The organism is Segatella copri (genome assembly GCF_019249795.2).
Lineage (GTDB): Bacteria > Bacteroidota > Bacteroidia > Bacteroidales > Bacteroidaceae > Prevotella > Prevotella copri_B.
On sequence record NZ_CP156891.1, the window covers coordinates 1,987,037 to 2,007,882 of the forward strand.

At 43.6% G+C, this 20,846-nt stretch carries 13 protein-coding genes and 2 tRNA genes; 3 read left to right on the forward strand and 12 right to left on the reverse strand.

Translation table 11 applies throughout. The features are described from left to right. Positions 1-156 precede the first annotated feature (156 nt). The 5 genes from KUA48_RS08440 to KUA48_RS08460 all read right to left on the reverse strand — a co-directional run bounded on the left by KUA48_RS08440 (position 157) and on the right by KUA48_RS08460 (position 9,568). Positions 157-1,353 carry a site-specific integrase gene (locus KUA48_RS08440; RefSeq protein ID WP_218433797.1) on the reverse strand — a complete coding sequence of 399 codons (1,197 nt, stop codon included), beginning with the start codon at positions 1,351-1,353 and terminating at the stop codon, positions 157-159. Between the two features lie 63 nt (positions 1,354-1,416). After that, positions 1,417-2,649 carry a phage integrase SAM-like domain-containing protein gene (locus KUA48_RS08445; RefSeq protein WP_369503209.1) on the reverse strand — a complete coding sequence of 411 codons (1,233 nt, stop codon included), beginning with the start codon at positions 2,647-2,649 and terminating at the stop codon, positions 1,417-1,419. A 577-nt stretch (positions 2,650-3,226) separates the two neighbouring features. Continuing rightward, positions 3,227-4,789 carry an ATP-binding protein gene (locus KUA48_RS08450; RefSeq protein ID WP_218432976.1) on the reverse strand — a complete coding sequence of 521 codons (1,563 nt, stop codon included), beginning with the start codon at positions 4,787-4,789 and terminating at the stop codon, positions 3,227-3,229. 186 nt (positions 4,790-4,975) lie between these two features. Beyond that, positions 4,976-6,499: a RagB/SusD family nutrient uptake outer membrane protein gene (locus tag KUA48_RS08455; RefSeq protein ID WP_218432983.1), complete on the reverse strand. Its 1,524-nt coding sequence runs from the start codon at positions 6,497-6,499 to the stop codon at positions 4,976-4,978. A gap of 21 nt (positions 6,500-6,520) precedes the next feature. After that, positions 6,521-9,568, reverse strand: coding sequence for a TonB-dependent receptor (locus KUA48_RS08460; RefSeq protein WP_218433005.1), 3,048 nt, complete (start codon positions 9,566-9,568; stop codon positions 6,521-6,523). Positions 9,569-10,348: 780 nt separating this feature from the next. Here KUA48_RS08460 and KUA48_RS08465 point away from each other — a divergent pair. Then, positions 10,349-11,206 carry an enoyl-ACP reductase gene (locus tag KUA48_RS08465; RefSeq protein ID WP_144155663.1) on the forward strand — a complete coding sequence of 286 codons (858 nt, stop codon included), beginning with the start codon at positions 10,349-10,351 and terminating at the stop codon, positions 11,204-11,206. A 73-nt stretch (positions 11,207-11,279) separates the two neighbouring features. Here the strand turns inward: KUA48_RS08465 and KUA48_RS08470 are convergent, their stop codons facing one another. After that, positions 11,280-12,287: an endonuclease/exonuclease/phosphatase family protein gene (locus tag KUA48_RS08470; RefSeq protein ID WP_218432984.1), complete on the reverse strand. Its 1,008-nt coding sequence runs from the start codon at positions 12,285-12,287 to the stop codon at positions 11,280-11,282. 56 nt (positions 12,288-12,343) lie between these two features. On the opposite strand from KUA48_RS08470, the gene KUA48_RS08475 reads away from it, so the two are divergent. Continuing rightward, a tRNA-Arg gene (locus KUA48_RS08475) sits at positions 12,344-12,415 on the forward strand. Between the two features lie 146 nt (positions 12,416-12,561). On the opposite strand, the gene secDF is transcribed toward KUA48_RS08475, so the two are convergent. From secDF to KUA48_RS08490, 3 genes are all read right to left on the reverse strand, one after another. After that, entirely contained in the window at positions 12,562-15,579 is a 3,018-nt protein-coding gene (gene secDF, locus KUA48_RS08480; RefSeq protein ID WP_218432988.1) for a protein translocase subunit SecDF, read from the reverse strand. Positions 15,580-15,699: 120 nt separating this feature from the next. Continuing rightward, positions 15,700-16,797, reverse strand: a complete 1,098-nt coding sequence (locus KUA48_RS08485) for an endonuclease/exonuclease/phosphatase family protein (protein WP_218432990.1) — start codon at positions 16,795-16,797, stop codon at positions 15,700-15,702. 6 nt (positions 16,798-16,803) lie between these two features. Next, positions 16,804-17,742, reverse strand: coding sequence for a rhomboid family intramembrane serine protease (locus KUA48_RS08490; protein WP_118064749.1), 939 nt, complete (start codon positions 17,740-17,742; stop codon positions 16,804-16,806). Between the two features lie 228 nt (positions 17,743-17,970). On the opposite strand from KUA48_RS08490, the gene KUA48_RS08495 reads away from it, so the two are divergent. Further along, positions 17,971-18,246, forward strand: a complete 276-nt coding sequence (locus tag KUA48_RS08495) for an HU family DNA-binding protein (RefSeq protein ID WP_006848085.1) — start codon at positions 17,971-17,973, stop codon at positions 18,244-18,246. A 107-nt stretch (positions 18,247-18,353) separates the two neighbouring features. On the opposite strand, the gene KUA48_RS08500 is transcribed toward KUA48_RS08495, so the two are convergent. From KUA48_RS08500 to tyrS, 3 genes are all read right to left on the reverse strand, one after another. Then, a complete protein-coding gene (locus KUA48_RS08500; RefSeq protein ID WP_118253668.1) occupies positions 18,354-19,157 on the reverse strand; it encodes a gluconate 5-dehydrogenase in 804 nt (267 codons plus the stop codon). Between the two features lie 238 nt (positions 19,158-19,395). Then, a tRNA-Gln gene (locus KUA48_RS08505) sits at positions 19,396-19,466 on the reverse strand. A gap of 66 nt (positions 19,467-19,532) precedes the next feature. Further along, a complete protein-coding gene (tyrS, locus tag KUA48_RS08510) occupies positions 19,533-20,834 on the reverse strand; it encodes a tyrosine--tRNA ligase (RefSeq protein ID WP_006848087.1) in 1,302 nt (433 codons plus the stop codon). Between the last annotated feature and the right edge of the window lie 12 nt (positions 20,835-20,846).

Consider the following 20,846-nt stretch of genomic DNA (forward strand, 5'->3'; position numbering starts at 1 on the left):
TCGCCTCGTTTTATTGGCTATACCGAGTTGTTCGTGTTTGCCGGGTATCATTTGTGTTACCTGTATAAATCTAATACCATGCTAAAACACACTGCGGTGGTTCGCCCAAGTGGCTGGAGGCGCAAAGCCTCCAAGGAACGTTGCTTTATGGCAGGTCTATGCCATTGGATTTTTGTTCCTTTCTCGCTTGGCAATAAGCTTATCCATGTCATTTGAAATCTTCTGCTCCGTCACCTGCGCATAGACCTGTGTGCTTGTGATGTCTGCGTGTCCCATCATCTTGGCTATGCTGCCGATGGGAATGTCCTCGTTGAGCATCAAGACTCCGAATGTATGGCGGCTGGCGTGGAATCCCAACTTATTACTTATGCCAAGCACCATTCCAAGGGTATGCACATCAAGATAGATGTCTTTCTTCTCACCCAGTGGAAAAACAGGCTTGCTGTCGTCCGTGGTATTGTAGAGCGAAAGAATCTTCTCGGCTATCGGATGGAGTGGCACGAAGAACTCCACGCCTGTCTTCTCTCTTTCCTTGCGGATGAACTTTCTACCCTCGGAGTTCTCACTGATATGGTGAGGGTACAGTTTCTTTACATCTATATAGGATAAGGAGGTGAGCGAGGCAAAAATGAAACATCTGCGTGCAAGCTCCGTTCGCTCGTCAGCCATCGGGGTAGAGAGCATCTTGATGAAGTCTGCCTTGCTGATATGGGTCATCTTCGGGGCTGCCTTCTTCTCATACCCTATCTTGGCTATGGGATTGAAGCGGATAATGCTCCTGTCCACTGCCTTGTACATCAACATGTTCAGCCAGAGAAGGCAATGGTTTACGTAGCTGTCGATGCGTCCCTGGTCTCGTTTCAGGAATAGCTTGTATTCCTCCCCGAAATTCTCGTCTATGTCCTCAAAGGCGATGTCGTCCTTATCCAACGAATGGACAAAGGCTCTCAGGTTCTTCTGCCATGTTCGCTTGTGCAGAAAGGTTTGTCTGGCTTTTGAGGTTCGATACCATTCCACGATGGTATCACCAAAGTTCAGCAAGAACCTTCCTGTCGTGTCCTTGTCCTTCAACACAGCCTTCAGCATTTCCACGGTGATGATGCCATTGGCGGTAAGAAGTGAGTTGTATTTATCCTTGACCTCAGCAAGGAAACTTGCCAATCGTCCGTTGTCCCTTGCGTTCCGTACCTCTCCCTTCTTGGCGTTCCACTCCTGTGGGGTACAGGATATGCCTGTGGAAATGGCTGCACTTTTGCCGTCAACGGTGATGCGGCAAAGTATGTTGGCAGTTCCGTCTGCCTTCACCTTCTGTCTGTTGATGTAAGGCAAAATTGAAAATGTACTTCTGCTCATAGTTGTTGTCCTTTAATATAATAATGTAGTTGAAACTGTAAAAAGAAAAGTTGAAAGCCTTGTTCATAATGCGAGAATAAAGTCCTTCTCGGTTGCAGCGATGAACTTGTCCATGTCCTCAAACAGCTTCTTTTGGGTTACTCTCGCATACCGCTGCGTCATCTTCACATCCTTGTGACCGAGCATCCTGCAGATGGTCTCCATCGGCACACCAGCCTCCAGCGTAATGAGGCTGGCGAACGAGTGTCGTCCCGAATGGTAGGAATAGGTCTTGCTCGTTTCCGCCAACTTGCAGATGGTGATGAGATCGATACGAACACGATTCGTGCTCAGCAATGGGAAAAGGGTATCTCTTGCCTCGTCCTCGTATTTCGCCATCAGCTCCAACGCCTCGGGCAGGAGTTTCACCCTGGCAAGTGTTCCGGTCTTCTTGCGGTTATAGATGAGCCATTTGTCACCATCCTCCAACACCTTGACATTGGCTTTCGTGATGGAAACGGTGTCTATGAAGGCTGTTCCTGCATAGCAGGCGAAAAGAAACAGGTCACGGCTAACGGATAGTCTCGGCTTGTCTTCGGGCAGTTCCACATCACGGATTTTTATGAAATCAGACATGCTGAGAGCCTTGGGTGTCGTAACCCTTGGAGTGCCAACCCGATAATGGGCGAACAGCAGGTTCCTGCACAAGCCTCGCTCAAAGGCAATGCGGCACATCTTCTTGAAGAGCGACACATAGATGGTGATGGTTCCTGATGAAAAGCCTTTCTCGTCAAGCAAGTAATGGTGAAAGTCACTGATGAAAGGCTCGGTCAGCTGTCCGAAAGCCAAATCATTCAACCTATACTTCTCCCCGATGAACTCAGCGAGATTCTTGCGAATCTTTCTGTAAGTCCAGACACTGCTCTTCGACATATCGATACCCTCATGGGTGCTGAGTTCACTGATATGCTCGTCCACGAAGGAGAGAAGGGTGGTCTGTGTCTTGACGCTGCCCTGCAAGGCCTCCTTGACATCCTTAGCCTCGAAGTCCGTTCTCTTTTCCACAAGCACATCGAATGCCTTTTGGATGGAAAGCAACAACTGCTCGATGTCCTTGTTGGTCTCCACGGCTTCCTTGCTCTTGCCCTCCAATCGGCTGGCACGAGGATTCCAAAGCGATGGAGTGCAAGACAACTTGCAGGAGAACTGCGCCATAGTCCTGTTCACCGTGATGCGTCCCATGATGGGAGCTTTTCCGTTCTTGTCCATTCCGCTCTTTTTTAGGTAGAGCAACACCTTGAATTTTTCGATTTTCATAACGCTTACATTTTGAGTGTGCAAATATAATCATTTTGTAAGCGTTCCTTGATACGCAAAACATTGAGAATCAGCGCAATAAAATCCGTTGATGCACAAAGTTGCCTTTCCGCATTGTTACCTGCTTTGCATAGGTAACTGTGGCTCACGATTTAGTAACTGAACTACTTCAATATTCCTCACTCGCTTGCTTTATGCCGATTTGGCAACTTTGTGCAAATCTGCTCATTCCCAACTGTTTACGTTCCAACCTCTCTTATTCTCCTTAGGCTGCTTTAGAGCTTTATGTTAACAAATACAACTCATAGTTTTCTTCCCTCCAACTCACCGTTTTCTGGAGCATAAGTCATAGTTTACGCCATGCCAAACCTGCATTTATGACCTAAAAATATAACACGGACAAATTGAATTTGTCCGGTTGTTTGTCCGGCATCTTTATAATTTTCTCATAGTCAGCGATTTATATCATGCCGGACAAATTTGTCCGGACAAATTCAATTTGTCCGTGTTTTTTTTCTTGGAAAGAGGCGAGCTTTACAGTCAGCATTCTTACCCCTGTATTCGTCAAAAGTGTGATTTATCCTTCTGCTATCTTCCATTCACCAATGGTTCGCTTCTGGCTGTCGTAGTTGATTCCTACTTTTACCATTCGTTTGCCGTCAGCTGAATAAGGAATGAGATAGCCTTTGTCATCAATCTGTTGCAAAGCTTCCTCAGCCGTCTTATCAAACTTCAGTTCCATCACATAGATTGTATCCGGCATATGAAGAACGGCATCTGCTCTGCCTATTGCACTATCCTCCTCCACCAAGATGTAAGCACCCATCAAATTAAAAATGAGATAAAAGACCGTTTGGAAGTCCTTCTCGTTCTTGTTGGCAAGTCGATTGGAGATACTAGCGAGATAAGCCTGCATTTTCTGCAAAGCACCATCCATATTATTGTTATATAGTTGCTCCAAAAAGTCGAAGATGAAACTATTATTGTTCAACGATATTGGAGAGAGATAGTTAGGAGCCAAGGAACGAACCATCCCTACACGCACTTCCTTGTTTGGATAATCCAGCTGATAGCTCTGCAAGATAGGGTTATACTTCTTGATGGTGAGATACCCACTCTGATAAAGCAATGGTAAAGCAGAAGTCATCTGCTCAGGAGAGACATCGAAATCATCCACCCCTACGGATTTCTGTTCTATATCCATCACCCCCACATGATGTTTGCGTAAAGTGTTGATAATGTATGCAGGAGTACCTGAACTAAACCAATAAGCTGCTACTTCCTTACTTCTCAACGCTTTAACCAGACTAAACGGATTAAACACATCTTCTGATTTTTTACTGAAATGATAACCATCATAATATGAACCCAACTCGGCAACCGTTTCATCAAAAGTTTTTCCCAAAGACTTGGCTAGCAACTCAACATCAGGCTTCATCACCGTCAGTAGTTCTGTCTTGCTGATACCACAGATAGCAGAATACTGATCGAACATGCTGATATTATCCAAATTATTGATCTCGCTAAAGATACTCAACTGAGAGAACTTGGTGATACCCGTGATAAAGGTAAATTCCAGCCAAGGGTCGAGATATTTCAATGGGCTATAGAACTTCCTCATAACCAAGCGCAATGGCATCAAACTTTCCTTCTCATGCACGACATCCAAGAGAGGAGCATCATATTCGTCTATCAAAACGACCACCTTTTGACCCGTCTTCTTATAGGCACGCTTTACCAAAGACTGCAAACGCTGGCTCGGCTGCACCGCCAATTCGTCACGTCCATAGACCTGCTCGTATTCTGAAAGCATGTAGCCCAGCATCTCTTCTAACCCTTCGGGTGTCTGATTTTTGGCAGTACTCATGTCGAAGTGAAGAACAGGATGCTTCACCCATTCTTTCTCATATTCGCCAAGTGCCAAACCATCAAACAGTTCCTTCCTGCCCTCATAATATGCCTGGAGCGTAGAGACAAAAAGCGACTTACCGAATCGTCTTGGACGACTCAGAAACACATATTTAGAACCATTACGCAAGAAATCGACAATATACCTTGTCTTATCTACGTACACATAATTACCCTCTCGTATATCAGAGAAAGTTTGCATTCCTACTGGGTATTTTCTTATCTCTTCCATAGCCATATTCCTTTAGACGGTGCGAAGTTACGAATAAAATATCAGATACGCAAATAAAAAGACAAAAAAAAGAGAGGCGAGCTTCACAGCCAGCCTCTCCCGAGAGATTTATAGAAAATGCCACTCATGGCATTCCTATATCGTTGATTAAAAATATTATCTTATTAAAATATTCCATCACAGCGATTACTCACCGTAACCCGTATTCTGCTTGATGTTAGGGTTGGCGTTGATCTCTGCCTGCGGAATGGCAGCAATAGCCTTGAAGTAATCACGGTTGAAAGACTGAGCTTCCTTGCTCAATGTCTTGTGCCAACCCTTATCAGCTTCACTTGTATAACGGGTGATAGTCTCGTTATTACGCAAAGCATCAAAGTAACGCTGTCCCTCGCCAATCAACTCCTTACGACGCTCAATCAAGATGCGGTCGAGAGTGATGTTATCAACAGTTGCCAAAGAAGCCACTGTTGTGGTACGATTCTTTACCAAATCATTCAGATACTCTACAGCCTTAGTCTTGTCATTATTTCTAAATGCACACTCTGCAGCTGTCAAGTAAACCTCAGAAAGACGGATAATTGGAACGATAGTAACATTACGAAGATTACCACCTTGACCACGAAGTTTGTTAAGGAAGACTTTATTGGTTCCATAAACAGCAACTTCTTTTTCTGCTTTTGCTGGCAAGAACATATCGTTACGAACATCTTCTGGGTCTGAAGTAAGCATGTCAACAAACTTCTTAGTAGCAACCATTTCCTTGTAGCCATCACGCTGCTGAAGGTTACCGATACCATTCAAGTCATTGTTGTCTGTAGAACCTGCCACATTGAGACGGAACAAGAACTCACTCTCATTAGGAGTTGAAGCATCCCATGCTTTGAAGTATTGGTCACGAGTCCACAACGCTGCGCCAGAATTCTTGATAATATCCTCAGCAACAGACAAGGCGTTAGCATAATCACCCATATTCAAATAAACACGAGAAAGGATTGCCTTTGCTCCCCAAACGCTTACATAACCTGGTTCTGTCTCTGTAGCAAGAGCATTAGAGCTGATAGCCTCAGTCAAATCCTTCACTACCTGGGTGTAAACCTCAGCAACAGTGCTACGAGCAGGTTTTGCATTAGACTCCAGCACTCCTGTTACCAATGGTACACCAAGAGATGCACCCTGATCCTCTGTATATGGCTTTCCGTAAATTCTCACAAGATCGAAGTGGGCAAGAGCACGTAGAACTTTAGACTCTGCTGCGTACTGTTCAATTTTTGCTTTTGCTTCAACAGCATCACTTAATTTTCCACCTTCTGCAGCTGCAATGATTCTGTTTGCACGTCCAATTACAACATATGGAGACTGCCATGATACAGTACTTGTGTTGAATTCTGATGCTGTCTGATAGTTCATATCATAGTAGAAACTTGCACGGTTAGAACCACCAAGATTATTATACTGATAATCATCACCTGCATGAACATCACCATAAACGAAGAATTGCTGACCATAGTAATCTACCAAGCTGCGGTTTCCTTTCAAAGCCTTGTACATACCCGTTCTCGCAGCAGCCAAGTCTGAACTGCTGGTCAAGGCTGCACCTGCATCTGTACCATCAGAAGGAGCTACGTCCAACCAATCATTGACGCAAGATGACAGGCTGGCTGCCAAAATAGCGCAGCCCATTACCTTATATATTGATTTTAATACTTTCATTGTATTTCGTTCTTTTATAAATTAGAAACTAAGTTCGATACCAAATGTATAAGTTCTCAAAGCTGGCATTTCGAATGTACACAAGCCATCCGCTGGTGTCTCTGGATCAACATAAAGATCCTTAGACTTCCAGGTCAACAAGTTGTTGGCAGAGAAATATACACGAGCCTTGCTCAAGCCGAGGTTGCTGATCCACTCCTTTGGTGCTGAGAAACCTAAGGTAAGGTTCTTCAAGCGAAGATAATCGTTAGGCATCAACCAACGAGAAGACAACACACCCTTACCATAACCAGCCTGGAACTTAGGCAACTTAGCATTATCGCCTGGCTTCTGCCACATATCCTCCAACTTATAGTAAGAAGGGATTGCTCCATAGAGGGCGTATGTACCACCATTATCGTGCAACCAAGTAGCATAATCGTAAGAGTCACCGCCCAACTTATAGGTCAAAGTAAAGTTGAAGTCGATAAACTTCCACTTGATGAAGTTAGACAAACCGCCCTCAATTGTTGGCTCATGATGACCAACAATAGTCTTGTTTGCCTCAGCTACATTAGTAGTGGTCTTGCGAGCATTCTCAGTTCCATCATTGATGTAATAGCTCTCCTTACCTGTCTCAGGGTCAACACCTGCATACTCATACATATAGTAAGAATAGTAAGGCTTGCCTACCTGATGAATCAAGGCACCACTGATAATCTTGTCATCATCACCTGTCAACTCTGTTACCTTGTTGGAGTTATGACCAAAGTTCAGAGAAGTAGTCCAAAGGAAGTCCTTCTTCTGAATGTTGGTAGAAGAAATGGTCACCTCAATACCTTGGTTACGCATAGAACCTACATTCTGAGCCATGGTAGCCAACAGAGAAGATTCATCATAGTAACCTGGAATCATAGAGATAGGACGGTTCATAATCAAATTGGATGTATTACGTACGTAGTAATCCAATGTTACAGAAATACGGTTGAGGAATGTCAAGTCAAGACCAAAGTTCCAAGCCTTGTTCTGCTCCCACTTCAAGTCCTTGTTAGCTACACCAATGATACCCATACCATTGCTACCATTGTAGTACTCACCATACTTATAAAGGTTCATGTAACTATACAAGCCAGATGGAAGAGTTCCGTTCACACCATAAGATACACGAATCTTACCATCGCTCAATATATCCTTGATAGAATCCATGAACTTTTCTGCACCAAAGCGCCAAGCACCAGATACAGACCAGAACGAACCCCAACGATTCTCACGTGCCATACGAGAACTACCATCACGACGATAGCTTACACCAGCATAATACAAATCGTTATAGTTGTAGTTGACACGACCCAAGAAAGAAGTCATCTTTGAGTCATACTTGTAACTCTGCATAGAGGTATCGCCAGAGTTAGCGAACTCATACAAGTTGCCAGGGAAGTCTGTACCGGAAGCGTATGAGTTGTTGTTATGCCATGCCTCTGTCTCGAAACCAAGCAAAGCATCCACATTGTGGGCACCAAAAGACTTATTGTATGTCAACTGTGTCTGAGTGTTCATGGTTGTCCACTCATTGTAAGTACGCTGCATCACACCATTTGAGCCAGGACCATTACCACAGAATTTGTCCCAAAGCACATCCTCGGTAGAGTTGATGTAGTCGTAAGCTACCTTCTCACGCAACTTCAAGTTGTCCCAAATGTTCCATTCGAGAGCCAAGGTGCTGTAAGAACGTGTCGTGTTGGTTCTATCAGACATGTGCTGGTTCTCATAAATAGGGTTATAACTATTGTTATAAGCACCATCTGTCTTTGTCAGCAAATTACCATTCTTGTCATAGATAGCATTAGAAGGGCCGAGGAACCATACTGCACTTGAGACGGCACCAGCAAAAGAAGCGCCACCATCCATGGCAGAGTTCTGATGCATAGATGAAATCATTGTGCTAGCATCCAACTTGAACTTACCAAAACGATGGGAAACGTTTACATTACCTGTCATACGTTCCAAGCCTGAACGGTCAACAATACCATTCTGATTTGCATATGACAAAGATGCATAGAACTTGGTCTTATCATTACCACCAGTTACACTTGCCTGATAGTTCTGGCTAGAACCATTTTTGAAGAGAGCGTCACGCCAATTAGCCCAGCCATTCTCTGGTTTTGCTGCATAATCATCAATATTAGCATCAGCAAATGCTGCAGCCGAAGCATCGGTTGTACCATCAACATTATCAAAAGCATAGTTTTTCAAACCTTGATAAATCAAGGCACGACGAGAATCACCATCCAACGTTGGACGATAGTTGATAGCCATGTTAGAGAATCCCCAGTCGCTACGGAAATCAACCTGGGTCTTACCTGCACTACCACTCTTGGTTGTAATGACAAGCACACCATTGGCTGCACGAGAACCATACAAAGAGGCTGCGGCAGCATCCTTGATAACAGTGATAGATTCGATATCGTTGCTGTTCAATGTAGAAAGTGCATTGGTACCAGAACCATTGTAACCACTTCCAGTACTTCCATCATTGAAACCACTCAAGTTACCAGAGTTCACAGGAGTACCATCAATCACAATCAATGGATCGTTACCTGCATTGATAGAACCCATACCACGAATACGGATATAGTTCATTGCACCTGGCTGGCCAGAGAAAGAAGAAATAGAAACTCCTGGGATATTACCAGAAAGCTTATCTTCAACAGAAAGTGAAGGAACATCACTCAACTTAGCTGTTGACATGGAAGCAGCAGCACCTGTAAATGAGGATTTCTTGAAGTTACCATAACCTGTAACAATCACCTCATCCAAGGATTTGTTATCAGAAGTCAAAACAATCTTCATATTAGAACTTGCTTTGACAGTTTGTGGATTCATACCTATATAGGTAATCTCCAACTTGGAGCCGGCTGGAACATTCAAACTGAAGTTTCCATCGACGTCCGTAACAGTACCCGTATTAGTACCAGCTACTTTGATTGATGCGCCAATAACAGGCTCACCATCCTCTGAAGCTACTACCTTACCGGTAACAGACGATTGGGCAAAGGCTACTCCACAACTGAGAATTGCCCCCCCACAAATAAAGCGATTCTTTTAAACATAATCTCTCTCTTTATTAGATAATAATTAATAAATATATAATAATCGGCTGCAAAATTAGATTTTTTTTCGGATATTTGCAAATATTTCGAAAGAAAAATTTAATAACGCACATAAAAAAGTCTGTTTTTAACACTTCTACCTTGTCATATTGCAACAAAAAGGATATTTTTGCAGCAATAAGGCTATAATTTGTAAGAACAGAAATAAGAAGGTTCTTAAGTTATCTATACAGACATCTGCCGGGTAAGACGTATTGCTTAAATACGTAGAACAAATAGATTAAATAGTCACAGTTCTACGATTCATCGGTTCCAACAATTAGTTCCGTTCGGTTGACGGCAGTTGCCAACAAGGTTGCTGACATATGTCAATAACTCTGTTGGCATATGTCAGGAACCTTGTTGACATATGTCAGGAACCTTGCTGGCATATGTCAGGAACCCTACAAATCTAATTCCTCAGACCAACAGATACGTTATCTATAAGCATAAGATATATCTGTTTCAGGCTTATTATCTGCAAAGAATAAATAGAATATCATACTGACTGCAGGGAGCGAAATACTTGACATACCACAAAAAAGAAAACGTTTACGGCACTTTTTAGTTAAAAAATTTGGGTATATTGCACATTTTTCGTAATTTTGCGCACGATTTCAACGACTAGAACAAAACAAAGTGGTTTTACACCTTATTATATATATAGAGAATGATATATGTAGGGGATGTCGTTAGTATAAACAAAAGTATTAAGATAACAATGACTCACAATTTGTTAAAAGGCAAGCGTGGCATCATCTTCGGTGCACTCAATGAGGAATCAATCGCTTGGAAAGTAGCTGTAAAGGCTGCTGAAGAGGGTGCTACTATCGCACTTAGTAATACAGCTATGGCTTTGCGTATGGGTACGCTGGATAAGCTCGCTGAACAGATCAACGCTCCTATCATCGCAGCTGATGCGACTAGCGTAGAAGACTTGGAAAAGGTATTCACAGAGGCTCAGGAGAAACTCGGTGGCAAAATTGACTTCGTGCTCCACTCTGTAGCTATGAGCCCTAACGTTCGCAAGCATCGTACATACGATGACCTCGACTACAACTTCCTGAACAAGACATTGGACATCTCTGCTATCTCTTTCCACAAAATGTTGCAGGTAGCCAAGAAGTTGGATGCTATCAACGAGTGGGGTTCTGTAGTAGCTCTCACATACGTAGCTTCTCAGCGTACATTCTTCGGTTACAACGATATGGCTGATGCCAAGAGCATGCTCGAAAGTATCGCCCGCAGCTTCGGTTACATCTATGGTCGTGAGAAGCACGTGCGCATCAACACCATCTCTCAGAGCCCTACAGCTACAACAGCAGGTAAGGGTATCAAGGATATCGAGAACATGATGGACTTCGCCGACAAGATGTCTCCACTCGGAAATGCCGTAGCAGAGGATTGCGCTAACTACTGCGTGATGATGTTCTCTGACTTCACCCGCAAGGTAACCATGCAGAACCTCTTCCACGATGGTGGTTTCTCATCAATGGGTATGAGCCTCCGTGCCATGAACCAGTATGCTAAGGATATGACTCCTTATGAGGATGAGAAAGGTAATGTTATCTACGGATAATCAGGCAGAAGAGAAAAATCTCACTAATATACAGACAGGTATGTTCAGTAAAAATCTGAGCATACCTGTTTTTTTATTCATATCCACCCTCTATCTTAAACTTGGCAACAAGCGGAAGATGATCGCTGTATCCACCCAAATATCGTGGACCGAGATAGGTGCGGAAAGGTTTCTTTCCGCCATATTTCTCATCATCTTCTAAGAGAAATGGCAAATCTCCTATCTGACAACCCATCTTAAGCCGGGAAAGCGAAGGACTGAAGAGAATCTGGTCAAGACTTCGCCAATCTCCATGCCAGCGATAAGTAGCCTTGGCACCATGAGAGCCTTTGACGCCAACAGATATATTAATAAGGTGATGCTGATAAAGAGAACGAAGAGCCGGAGAATCGGAATAATCGTTGAAATCGCCGGCTACGATAATCCTTGCACTATCATTGAGCGCATAGATAGAATCTACGGCAGAAGCCAACTGGCTGGCTACCTGCAGGCGGTAGGGACGCGAAACCTGTTCACCGCCACGCCGGCTGGGCGCATGCAATACAAAGACATGGAGCGTATCATCATTCATAATCCGCCCCGATGCGTAGAGAATATCTCTCGTAGGGCGAGTATCAGGCAGCGGCTTGATACGGATGGAACGGGACTGTATAAGTGCAAAAGAAGATGGCTGATAAAGCAAAGCCACATCTATGCCTCGTTCATCAGGCGAATCGGTCATCACATAATCATAATTCACACCGCGAAGAGCAGAACGCCGGGTTAAATCAAACAGCACGCTGTCGTTCTCAACCTCGCAAAGCGCCACAAAATCGGGAACATGCCAGGACTTCTCCGAGGGCCTTGAAGGATTATCTGGGGAGGCGGTACCAACAAGCGACAAATCTTCATAACCCAAAGCTACTATAGTCTTGGAAAGATTTGCCAGCTTGCGCCAATAGCGATAAGGCGTCCACTTGTAACTGCTCTGTGGCAGGAATTCATAGTCATTCTTCAGCGAATCATGCCTCGTATCGAAGAGGTTTTCGCAGTTCAACTCCACAAAAGTGAGGAAACTTGATAAGATGAGAGTGAAAAACATAACATTTTATTTTGTATTGTCAACGATTTGATGTATCTTTGCAGTCGGTTTACAATGGTCCTATAGTTTAACGGATAGAACGGAGGTTTCCTAAACCTTTGATCCGAGTTCGATTCTCGGTGGGACCACGTACTTTCCTTATCATTCCAGAGATGATAAAACAATAAAGGTCGCTCCTAACAATCAGGAAGCGACCTTTATTATTTTTATATTCTTTCCAGTATCTTTCTCTATCCGACATACATCGGACAGAGAAAGAATGAAGAGTTTCTGATTACTTAACTTCTGCAACCTCCTCTGCTGGCTCTTCCTTAATCTTACGACCAAGAACGATGTAAGCCATTGGAGATGCAATGAAGATAGATGACAATGTACCGAATACAACACCCAGAATCATTGCGAATGAGAAGCTGCGGATGCTGTCACCACCGAGGATGAAGATACAGAGCAACACGAGCAATGTTGATGTAGATGTATTGATGGTACGAGCCAATGTCTCATTGATAGATGCATTGAAGAGCTGCTGACGGTCGCCCTTAGGATGCAACTTCAAGTTCTCACGGATACGGTCGAACACAACCACCTTATCGTTGATAGAGTAACCTACCACGGTCAGAATAGCACCGATGAAGGTCTGGTCAATCTCCAATGAGAATGGAACGAGACCCCACAGGAGTGAGTAGAAACCGATTACTGTCAAGGCATCAAATGCCAAAGCTACAGTAGAACCTACAGAGAAGGCCACGTTGCGGAAACGTATCAGGATGTAGAGGAAGATAGCAATCAATGCGAAGAGCACACTATAGATAGCACCCATAGTGATATCCTTAGCCACAGAAGGACCTACCTTAGTACTACTGATGATAGAACCACCCTGACGAACATCTGGATTCTTGAATGCCTCAACACTCTTCTGAGAAACCAGGTTAGCCTTCTTCAAGGCATTGTAAAGGATAGTCTCAGCCTCATCGTCAACAGTTGGACTGTTGCTCTCAATCATATAGTTGGTAGATACACGGATAGTCTTACCATCTGTACCGATAGCGATAGCACTTGTAGTAGCCTTAGTACCATCTGCATTGACGAAAGCACCGCCAAGAACGGTACGGATCTGCTCAGGCTCTACAGGATTTTCGAACTGTACTACATAGTTACGACCACCAGTAAAGTCGATACTCTTACTCAAGCCACGAACAAAGAAGCTACCGATGAATACCACAGCTGCTACGATGGCAACGGTGAAGGTAGTCTTGTACATAGACATGAACTTATACTTCTTGCCCTGCATCAGGTTGTGAGAAACTGGAGTATCAAACTTGCAGTGCATCCACTTATCGTGGTTCAACTTATAATCGTAAACCAGACGTGTGAGGAACACAGCAGTGAAGAATGAAACTACGATACCGATGATCCATGTAGTAGCGAAACCACGGATAGGACCTGTACCGGTAGTCAACAGGATAACACCAGTAATCAAAGATGTCAAGTTAGAGTCGAAGATAGCAGAGAAAGCGTTGCCATAACCGGCAGCTACAGCCTGCTTCATACCCTTACCGGAGCGAAGCTCCTCCTTGATACGCTCATAGATAAGCACGTTAGCATCCACGGCAGTACCCAGAGACAAGACCATACCGGCAAGACCAGGTAACGTCAGAGCCGCCTGGAATGACGTCAGAATACCCAGCGTGAAGAATACATTGACGAGCAATGCCAGGTTAGCCATCATACCAGGAATGATGTTGTACATCATCACCATGTAAACCATCAGGAGTACGAAAGCTACAACGAATGATACAATACCCATCTGGATAGACTGTGCACCGAGTGTAGGACCTACAACCTCCTCCTGAACGATACGTGCAGGAGCTGGCATACGACCAGACTTCAATGTATTAGCCAAGTCCTTGGTATCCTCGATAGTGAAGTTACCGGAAATCAGAGAGCTACCACCATCAATCTCGCCGTTTACGCGAGGAGCAGAGTAAACTACGCCATCCAGAACGATAGCAATAGCCTTACCTACGTTAGCCTTTGTCATCTGAGCCCACTTACGTGCGCCCTCAGTATTCATCTTCATACTAACAACAGGTGAACCCATCTGGTCGAACTCGTCCTTAGCATCGGTAATTACATCACCCTCCAAAGGAGCACGACCTGTAGTGGTAGTCACCTTCAAGGCGTGAAGCTCGAAGATATTCTTAACCTTCAGGTTATCAGCTGGCTTAGCACTCCAAAGCAGACGCAAGTCTGATGGCAAAACGCGCTTAGCTACAGCAGAGTAGATAATCTTGTTGATAGCAGCTGTATCGCGAACACTAGCATAACCAACAGTGCTCAAACCACCACCGAGCTGCAAACGAGCCAACAATGGGTGAGCCTTGATAGCAGCAGCATTCTGAGCATCCTCGCCTACCTTGCTTGCAGCATCGTCCTTCTTCTTGATAGAGAACTTAGCCTCAGCCTTCTTAGGCTCAGCCTTAGCAACTTCCTTCTTAGCTGCTGCAGAATCTGCTGCAACTGTATCGTTCTTCTCCTCACCATTATCACCATTTGCGATACGGGTATCAAGCTGCTGGAGATAAGGAGCGATTTCCTCTGAGTTGTATGTCTCCCAGAACTCAAGGTTTGCACTACCCTGGAGCATCTTACGCATACGCTCTGGCTGGCTGATACCTGGCATTTCTACCATGATACGGCCCTGCTGACCTTCCAACTTCTGGATGTTAGGCTGTACAACACCAAACTTATCGATACGGGTGCGGACAACATTGAAAGAGTTGTCAATAGCATCCTGTACAGAAGCGCGGATAGCCTTTTCTACCTCTGCGTCGCTGCTCTGAGGAGAAACCTTGCCCTGCAACTGCTGGGTAGCGAACACTTCTGCGAGTTTATGACCTGGTGCGCTCTTATGATAAGCGTTAATGAAAAGTGACACGAAGTCACCACCGTTAGCTTCTTCCTGAGCTCTAGCTTCCTTCATGGCATTGGTAAAACCAGCGTCGGTCTTATGATCGGCAAGGTTTTCAAGTACATCAGGTACAGAAATCTCAAGAATTACATTCATACCGCCCTTAAGGTCAAGTCCAAGACCAATCTGAGTCTCCAAGCAGTTCTGGTAAGAATAAACACCTAAGTACTTAACAGAATCCTTATAATCCTGCTGAGCAATAGGATCTTTAATCTTTGCAGCCTCGCTGTCATAGTAACGTGTGGCAAACGAGAATGACAAATAGAAGATACTTGCGAGTGTCAGTAAGACGGCTACACAAATTACAATTCCTTTGTTTTGCATTTCTATATTATTGTTATTAATTATTTGTTTCTTTTCAATTGCTTTTAGGGATTCTTTCGAAAACCTTCATAAAGTTGTGCAAAAATAAGCATTTTTTTTCTTATATAAGAATAATTTGCTCTATTTTTGCTTTTTAGGGCGCATTTTTAGCTTACAGATGATAGGATAGTGGTCTGAAACGGCGATTTTATCATCAACTTTGCATTCATAAGGCTCCCAATCGTCTGAACACATGATATTGTCAATGCGAACAAAAAAGCCTCCATGATGATAGCTGATACCCGGTCCGTTACCACTTGCAATGTAGCAATCCGTCAAATCTTTAGCTATCGTACGATGAGCATAAGAGATAGGACCATCATTAAAGTCACCGCACAAAATAATACTCTGTTCTTTATGCTGCTGAATGTATTTTGCTACAGCCTCAGCCTCCGGAGCCCGTTTCTTTGTAGCCTCGGCAAGTTTTACAACGAGCAGTTTGGACGTTTCTTCTGCAGTATCAACCTGCAATTTTCCGATAACCAGATTCTTGAACTGGCGTCTGTCCTCTAAACTTAAGCCGGTAGTTTCCAAATGATTATTGATGAGAAGGACCTCTCTATCTTTCACTTTCAGACGATACGCTACACTCATATTTCCTTTCGATTCATAAGGAATTCGCTCTTTTGAAAGAATAGGGTATTTACTGAGCAACATCAGACAATTTCCACCATTCACGTGCATCGTTGTATCCTGAAAAGCATACATGGGCTTGAGCATACTATCTATCTGTTCAATATTCCGGGCTGTAGGACATGCTTCCTGCAGACAAACAATATCAGCATCCTGCTCCTGTAGATAAGCAATACAGATATTAGTTCCTTCGGCATCCTCGGTCTGCGCACCAAAATTCCAGGTATTATATGATAGAACTTTGATACAACCTTTTGGAGTTTCGCCAGAAAAGTTGATTGGCATATACTTGCGGACAGGAACAAAACAGATCAAGAAGCCTAAGAATGGAATAATGGCATACTTAGACCGGAAGAGCAACCAGAAAAGCAAAAAGCCTAAGTTAACTATAAGAAAAACCGGGAAAAGTAAGCCAAGATTAGCCAATGCGGCGAACTTTTCTGGCTGAAAGAAGTCAGAAAAGCCCACCAGCAACATGATGATGATAGTTGCCACATTAGCACCAGCTACCATCTTATATGTAAATTCCTTAAATCCTTTAAACATAGTTTCCTACTTATTGCTCTGATCAAAGAGCATCTGCTTTTCACTCTGAGTCAAGCTATCATAACCGCTTTTCCTTATCTTATCCAAGATTCTATCTATCTCTTCCTGAGATACGACCTTTTCATTGGTCTTACATTCAGCATCCTGTTCATAAGTCGGATTATAAGATTCATTCTTGGTATAAGTAAAATGCGTTCTACCTGCCCGACGCTTTCCGCCGAACATACCTTTCAACTTATCGAATGCATCAGCAGAATTAGACTGATAGTAACCATTACCAATCTGCTTACGCCAATAACGGATCAGGAAGAATCCAAAGACCATACCTCCCAAATGGGCAATATGAGCCACACCGTCATCAGAGAGAGAGAATGTTGAAACCAATTCAATGACAGCATAACCTATCACGAAGAATTTAGCTTTAATAGGAACTGGCAACGGGAAAATGAAGAGACGCTCGTTTGGATAAATCATACCAAAGGCAAGCAATATGGCATAAATAGCTCCTGAAGCACCCACGGTAGTCCATAGGTTCAGATATTGCTCCATTGTTATTCTGGCTCCATTAACACTAACATAATCATAAGCTGCCATATCCTTTGCCACATAGGTAATATACTGTGCAGCTTCCTGGAACAAACCTGCTCCCACTCCACACGCTATGTAATAAAAAAGGAATTTCTTTGGTCCCCAAACTCTTTCAACCACACAGCCAAACATCCATAAGGCAAACATATTAAAGAGAATATGCTGGAAACCACCATGCATAAACATGTAGGTAACTAACTGATAAATATGGAAATCGGATGCCAGGAAGAAATGAAGCCCAAACATATCTGTCAGGCCAGAACCGCCACCCATACTCTTGTCCATCAGCATGCATGCCAGGAATGCTACTACATTCACTATCAGCAAATTCTTTGTTACAATTGGAATATTGCGCATAACTTTATTTCTATAAACAGTTTAATAATCTGATTAATATTTGTATTTTGGCGACAAAATTACGAAAAATATCCGTGAAAACACCAAAAAATAGACTTATTACACTTAAATTTCAATAATTTCATTACTTTTCTGCTTTTTTTATTTGAACTTTCACAAGAAAAAGCTATATTTGTAAACGAATTCAACTAAGAAACAACAATATTATTCATTTAATAAAGAAAAATTATGAACAAGACAGAATTGATTGACAAGATTGCAGCAGGTGCTGAGATTACAAAGGCACAGGCTAAGGCCGCTCTTGAAGCTACAACAAACGCATTGAAGGAAGCCCTCATTGCAGGTGACAAGATCCAGTTGGTAGGTTTCGGTACATTCAGCATTAACGAGCGTCCTGCTCGTGAGGGTATCAATCCAGCTACTAAGGAGAAGATCCAGATTGCAGCTAAAAAGGTTGCTAAGTTCAAGGCTGGTGCTGAGCTTGCAGATGCAATCAACAAATAATTGTAAAGATTATTTTAATTACAAATATAGGGCAGTCCTTTATGGCTGCCCTATATTTTTTTATTCTATTCAAGTTTATTCAAATTTAAATCTTCATGTTTGATCCTTTATTTTGGCTGCTTTCCGATATATGCCAAGATACCACCATCTACATAGAGAATGTGACCATTCACTGCATTAGAAGCATCTGAAGCCAAGAAAACTGCAGGACCTGCCAACTCTTCTGGTTCCAACCAGCGACCAGCAGGAGTCTTTGCACAGATAAAGCTATCGAATGGATGACGGCTACCATCTGCCTGACACTCACGGAGAGGTGCTGTCTGAGGAGTTGCGATGTAACCAGGGCCCAAGCCATTGCACTGGATGTTGTACTCACCATACTCTGAGCAGATGTTACGTGTCAACATCTTCAAGCCACCCTTGGCAGCTGCGTATGCAGAAACAGTCTCACGGCCCAGCTCGCTCATCATAGAACAGATGTTGATAATCTTACCATGCCCCTTCTTAATCATACCAGGGATAACTGCCTTAGATACGATGAAAGGTGCAGTGAGGTCAATGTCAATAACCTGCTTAAAGTCATCTACAGACATCTCTGTCATAGGAATACGCTTGATAATACCTGCGTTGTTTACCAAAATATCAATAACACCAAGTTCCTTCTCGATGTCAGCTACCATGTTTTTCACCTGTTCCTCATCTGTTACATCACAGATATAACCCTTTGCCTCAATACCCTTTGCTTTGTAATCTGCAAGAGCCTGATCCATGTGGTGCTGGCTGCGGCAATTGAAAGCAATCTTAGCACCAGCCTTGGCATAAGCCTCAGCAATAGCGAAACCGATACCGTATGCGGCACCTGTTACGAGGGCAACCTTACCCTCCAATGAGAATAGTTTGTTAAAGTCCATAATTTTATTTTTTATAAATTGTTTGATTTGTTACGAGGGCAAAGATACAAAATAATTTTGAATATCACCCTAAATCAATACGAAAGATGCACCCTTTTTACTTATTTTCTCATTTTATTGCCTACTTTTCATCAAAATTGACCTATAATAGATGCAAAGAGCTTGTTGTATCCGAACTTTATTATAAACAAAATAACCCTCCAAATCCGCAAAGACTTGAAGGGTTATTTATGACCTGTTGTCCCAGGCGGATTCGAACCACCACTGACAGAACCAAAAACTGTAGTGCTACCATTACACCATAGGACAAGCAAATCGGCTACAAAGGTAGTGGATTTTTTCTCCACTACCAAATATTTTCAATACTTTTAACGATTACTTAACGGTAATCAAGAAGTAGTTCTTCTTACCTTTCTGAACCAAAAGATACTTACCGTCAATCAGGTCATCAGCAGTTACAACCTGGTCAAAAGCAGCGAGTTTCTCCTTGTTGAGTGAAACGCCACCACCCTTAACGAGCTTGCGCATCTCGCTCTTACTTGGGAAGATCTGCATACCTTCCTGGTTGAAGAGGTCAACAGCTGTACCACCGAGCAAGTTCTTGTCGAGGTCGTAGTGAGGTACATTGGCAAATACATCATTCAAAGTAGCCTCATCGAGCTGTGCCAGATTCTCCTTGGTTGCCTTACCGAAGAGGATGTTGCTGGCTGCGATAGCCATATCCAAATCCTCCTGAGAGTGAACCATTATGGTAACCTCCTCAGCCAGACGCTTCTGGAGTACACGGCGACCAGGATCCTGCTTGTGCTCCTCTACGAGAGCATCGATAGTCTCCTTGTCAAGGTCAGTGAAGATCTTGATGTACTTCTCGGCATCATCATCGCTTACGTTCAACCAGAACTGGTAGAAAGCGTAAGGAGTAGTGCGATTACGGTCCAACCAGATGTTACCACTCTCTGTCTTACCGAACTTCTTACCGTCTGCCTTGGTAATCAATGGGCAAGTGAGGCAGAAGCACTCTGCGTCGTTACCCAATGTACGGTGAATCAGCTCAGTACCGGTAGTCATGTTACCCCACTGGTCGTTACCACCCAACTGGAGACGAACACCATACTTCTCATACTGATAGAGGAAGTCGTAGCCCTGAAGCAACTGATAGGTGAACTCAGTGAAAGACAAGCCGTCGCGAGCCTCACCATTCAAGCGCTTCTGCACGCTATCCTTCGCCATCATGTAGTTTACAGTGATATGCTTACCAACCACACGAGCGAAATCGAGGAAGGTGAAGTCCTTCATCCAGTCGTAGTTGTTCACCAACTCCGCCTTGTTAGGCTCATTGCCATCGAAGTCGAGGAACTTAGATACCTGCTTCTTGATAGCTTCCTGGTTATGATAGAGAGTCTCTGAATCGAGAAGATTGCGCTCCTGGCTCTTGCCAGAAGGGTCGCCAATCATACCCGTGGCACCGCCGACGAGGAGATAAGGCTTATGGCCACAACGCTGCAAGTGGCGCAACATCATGATACCACAAAGGTGACCGATGTGCAGAGAGTCTGCAGTAGGGTCGGTTCCGAGATAGGCAGACACCATGTGGGTGTTGAGATATTCCTCAGTACCTGGCATTATCTGCGCCAGCATACCACGCCATTTCAATTCTTCAACAAAATTTTTTGCCATAGAATATGATTT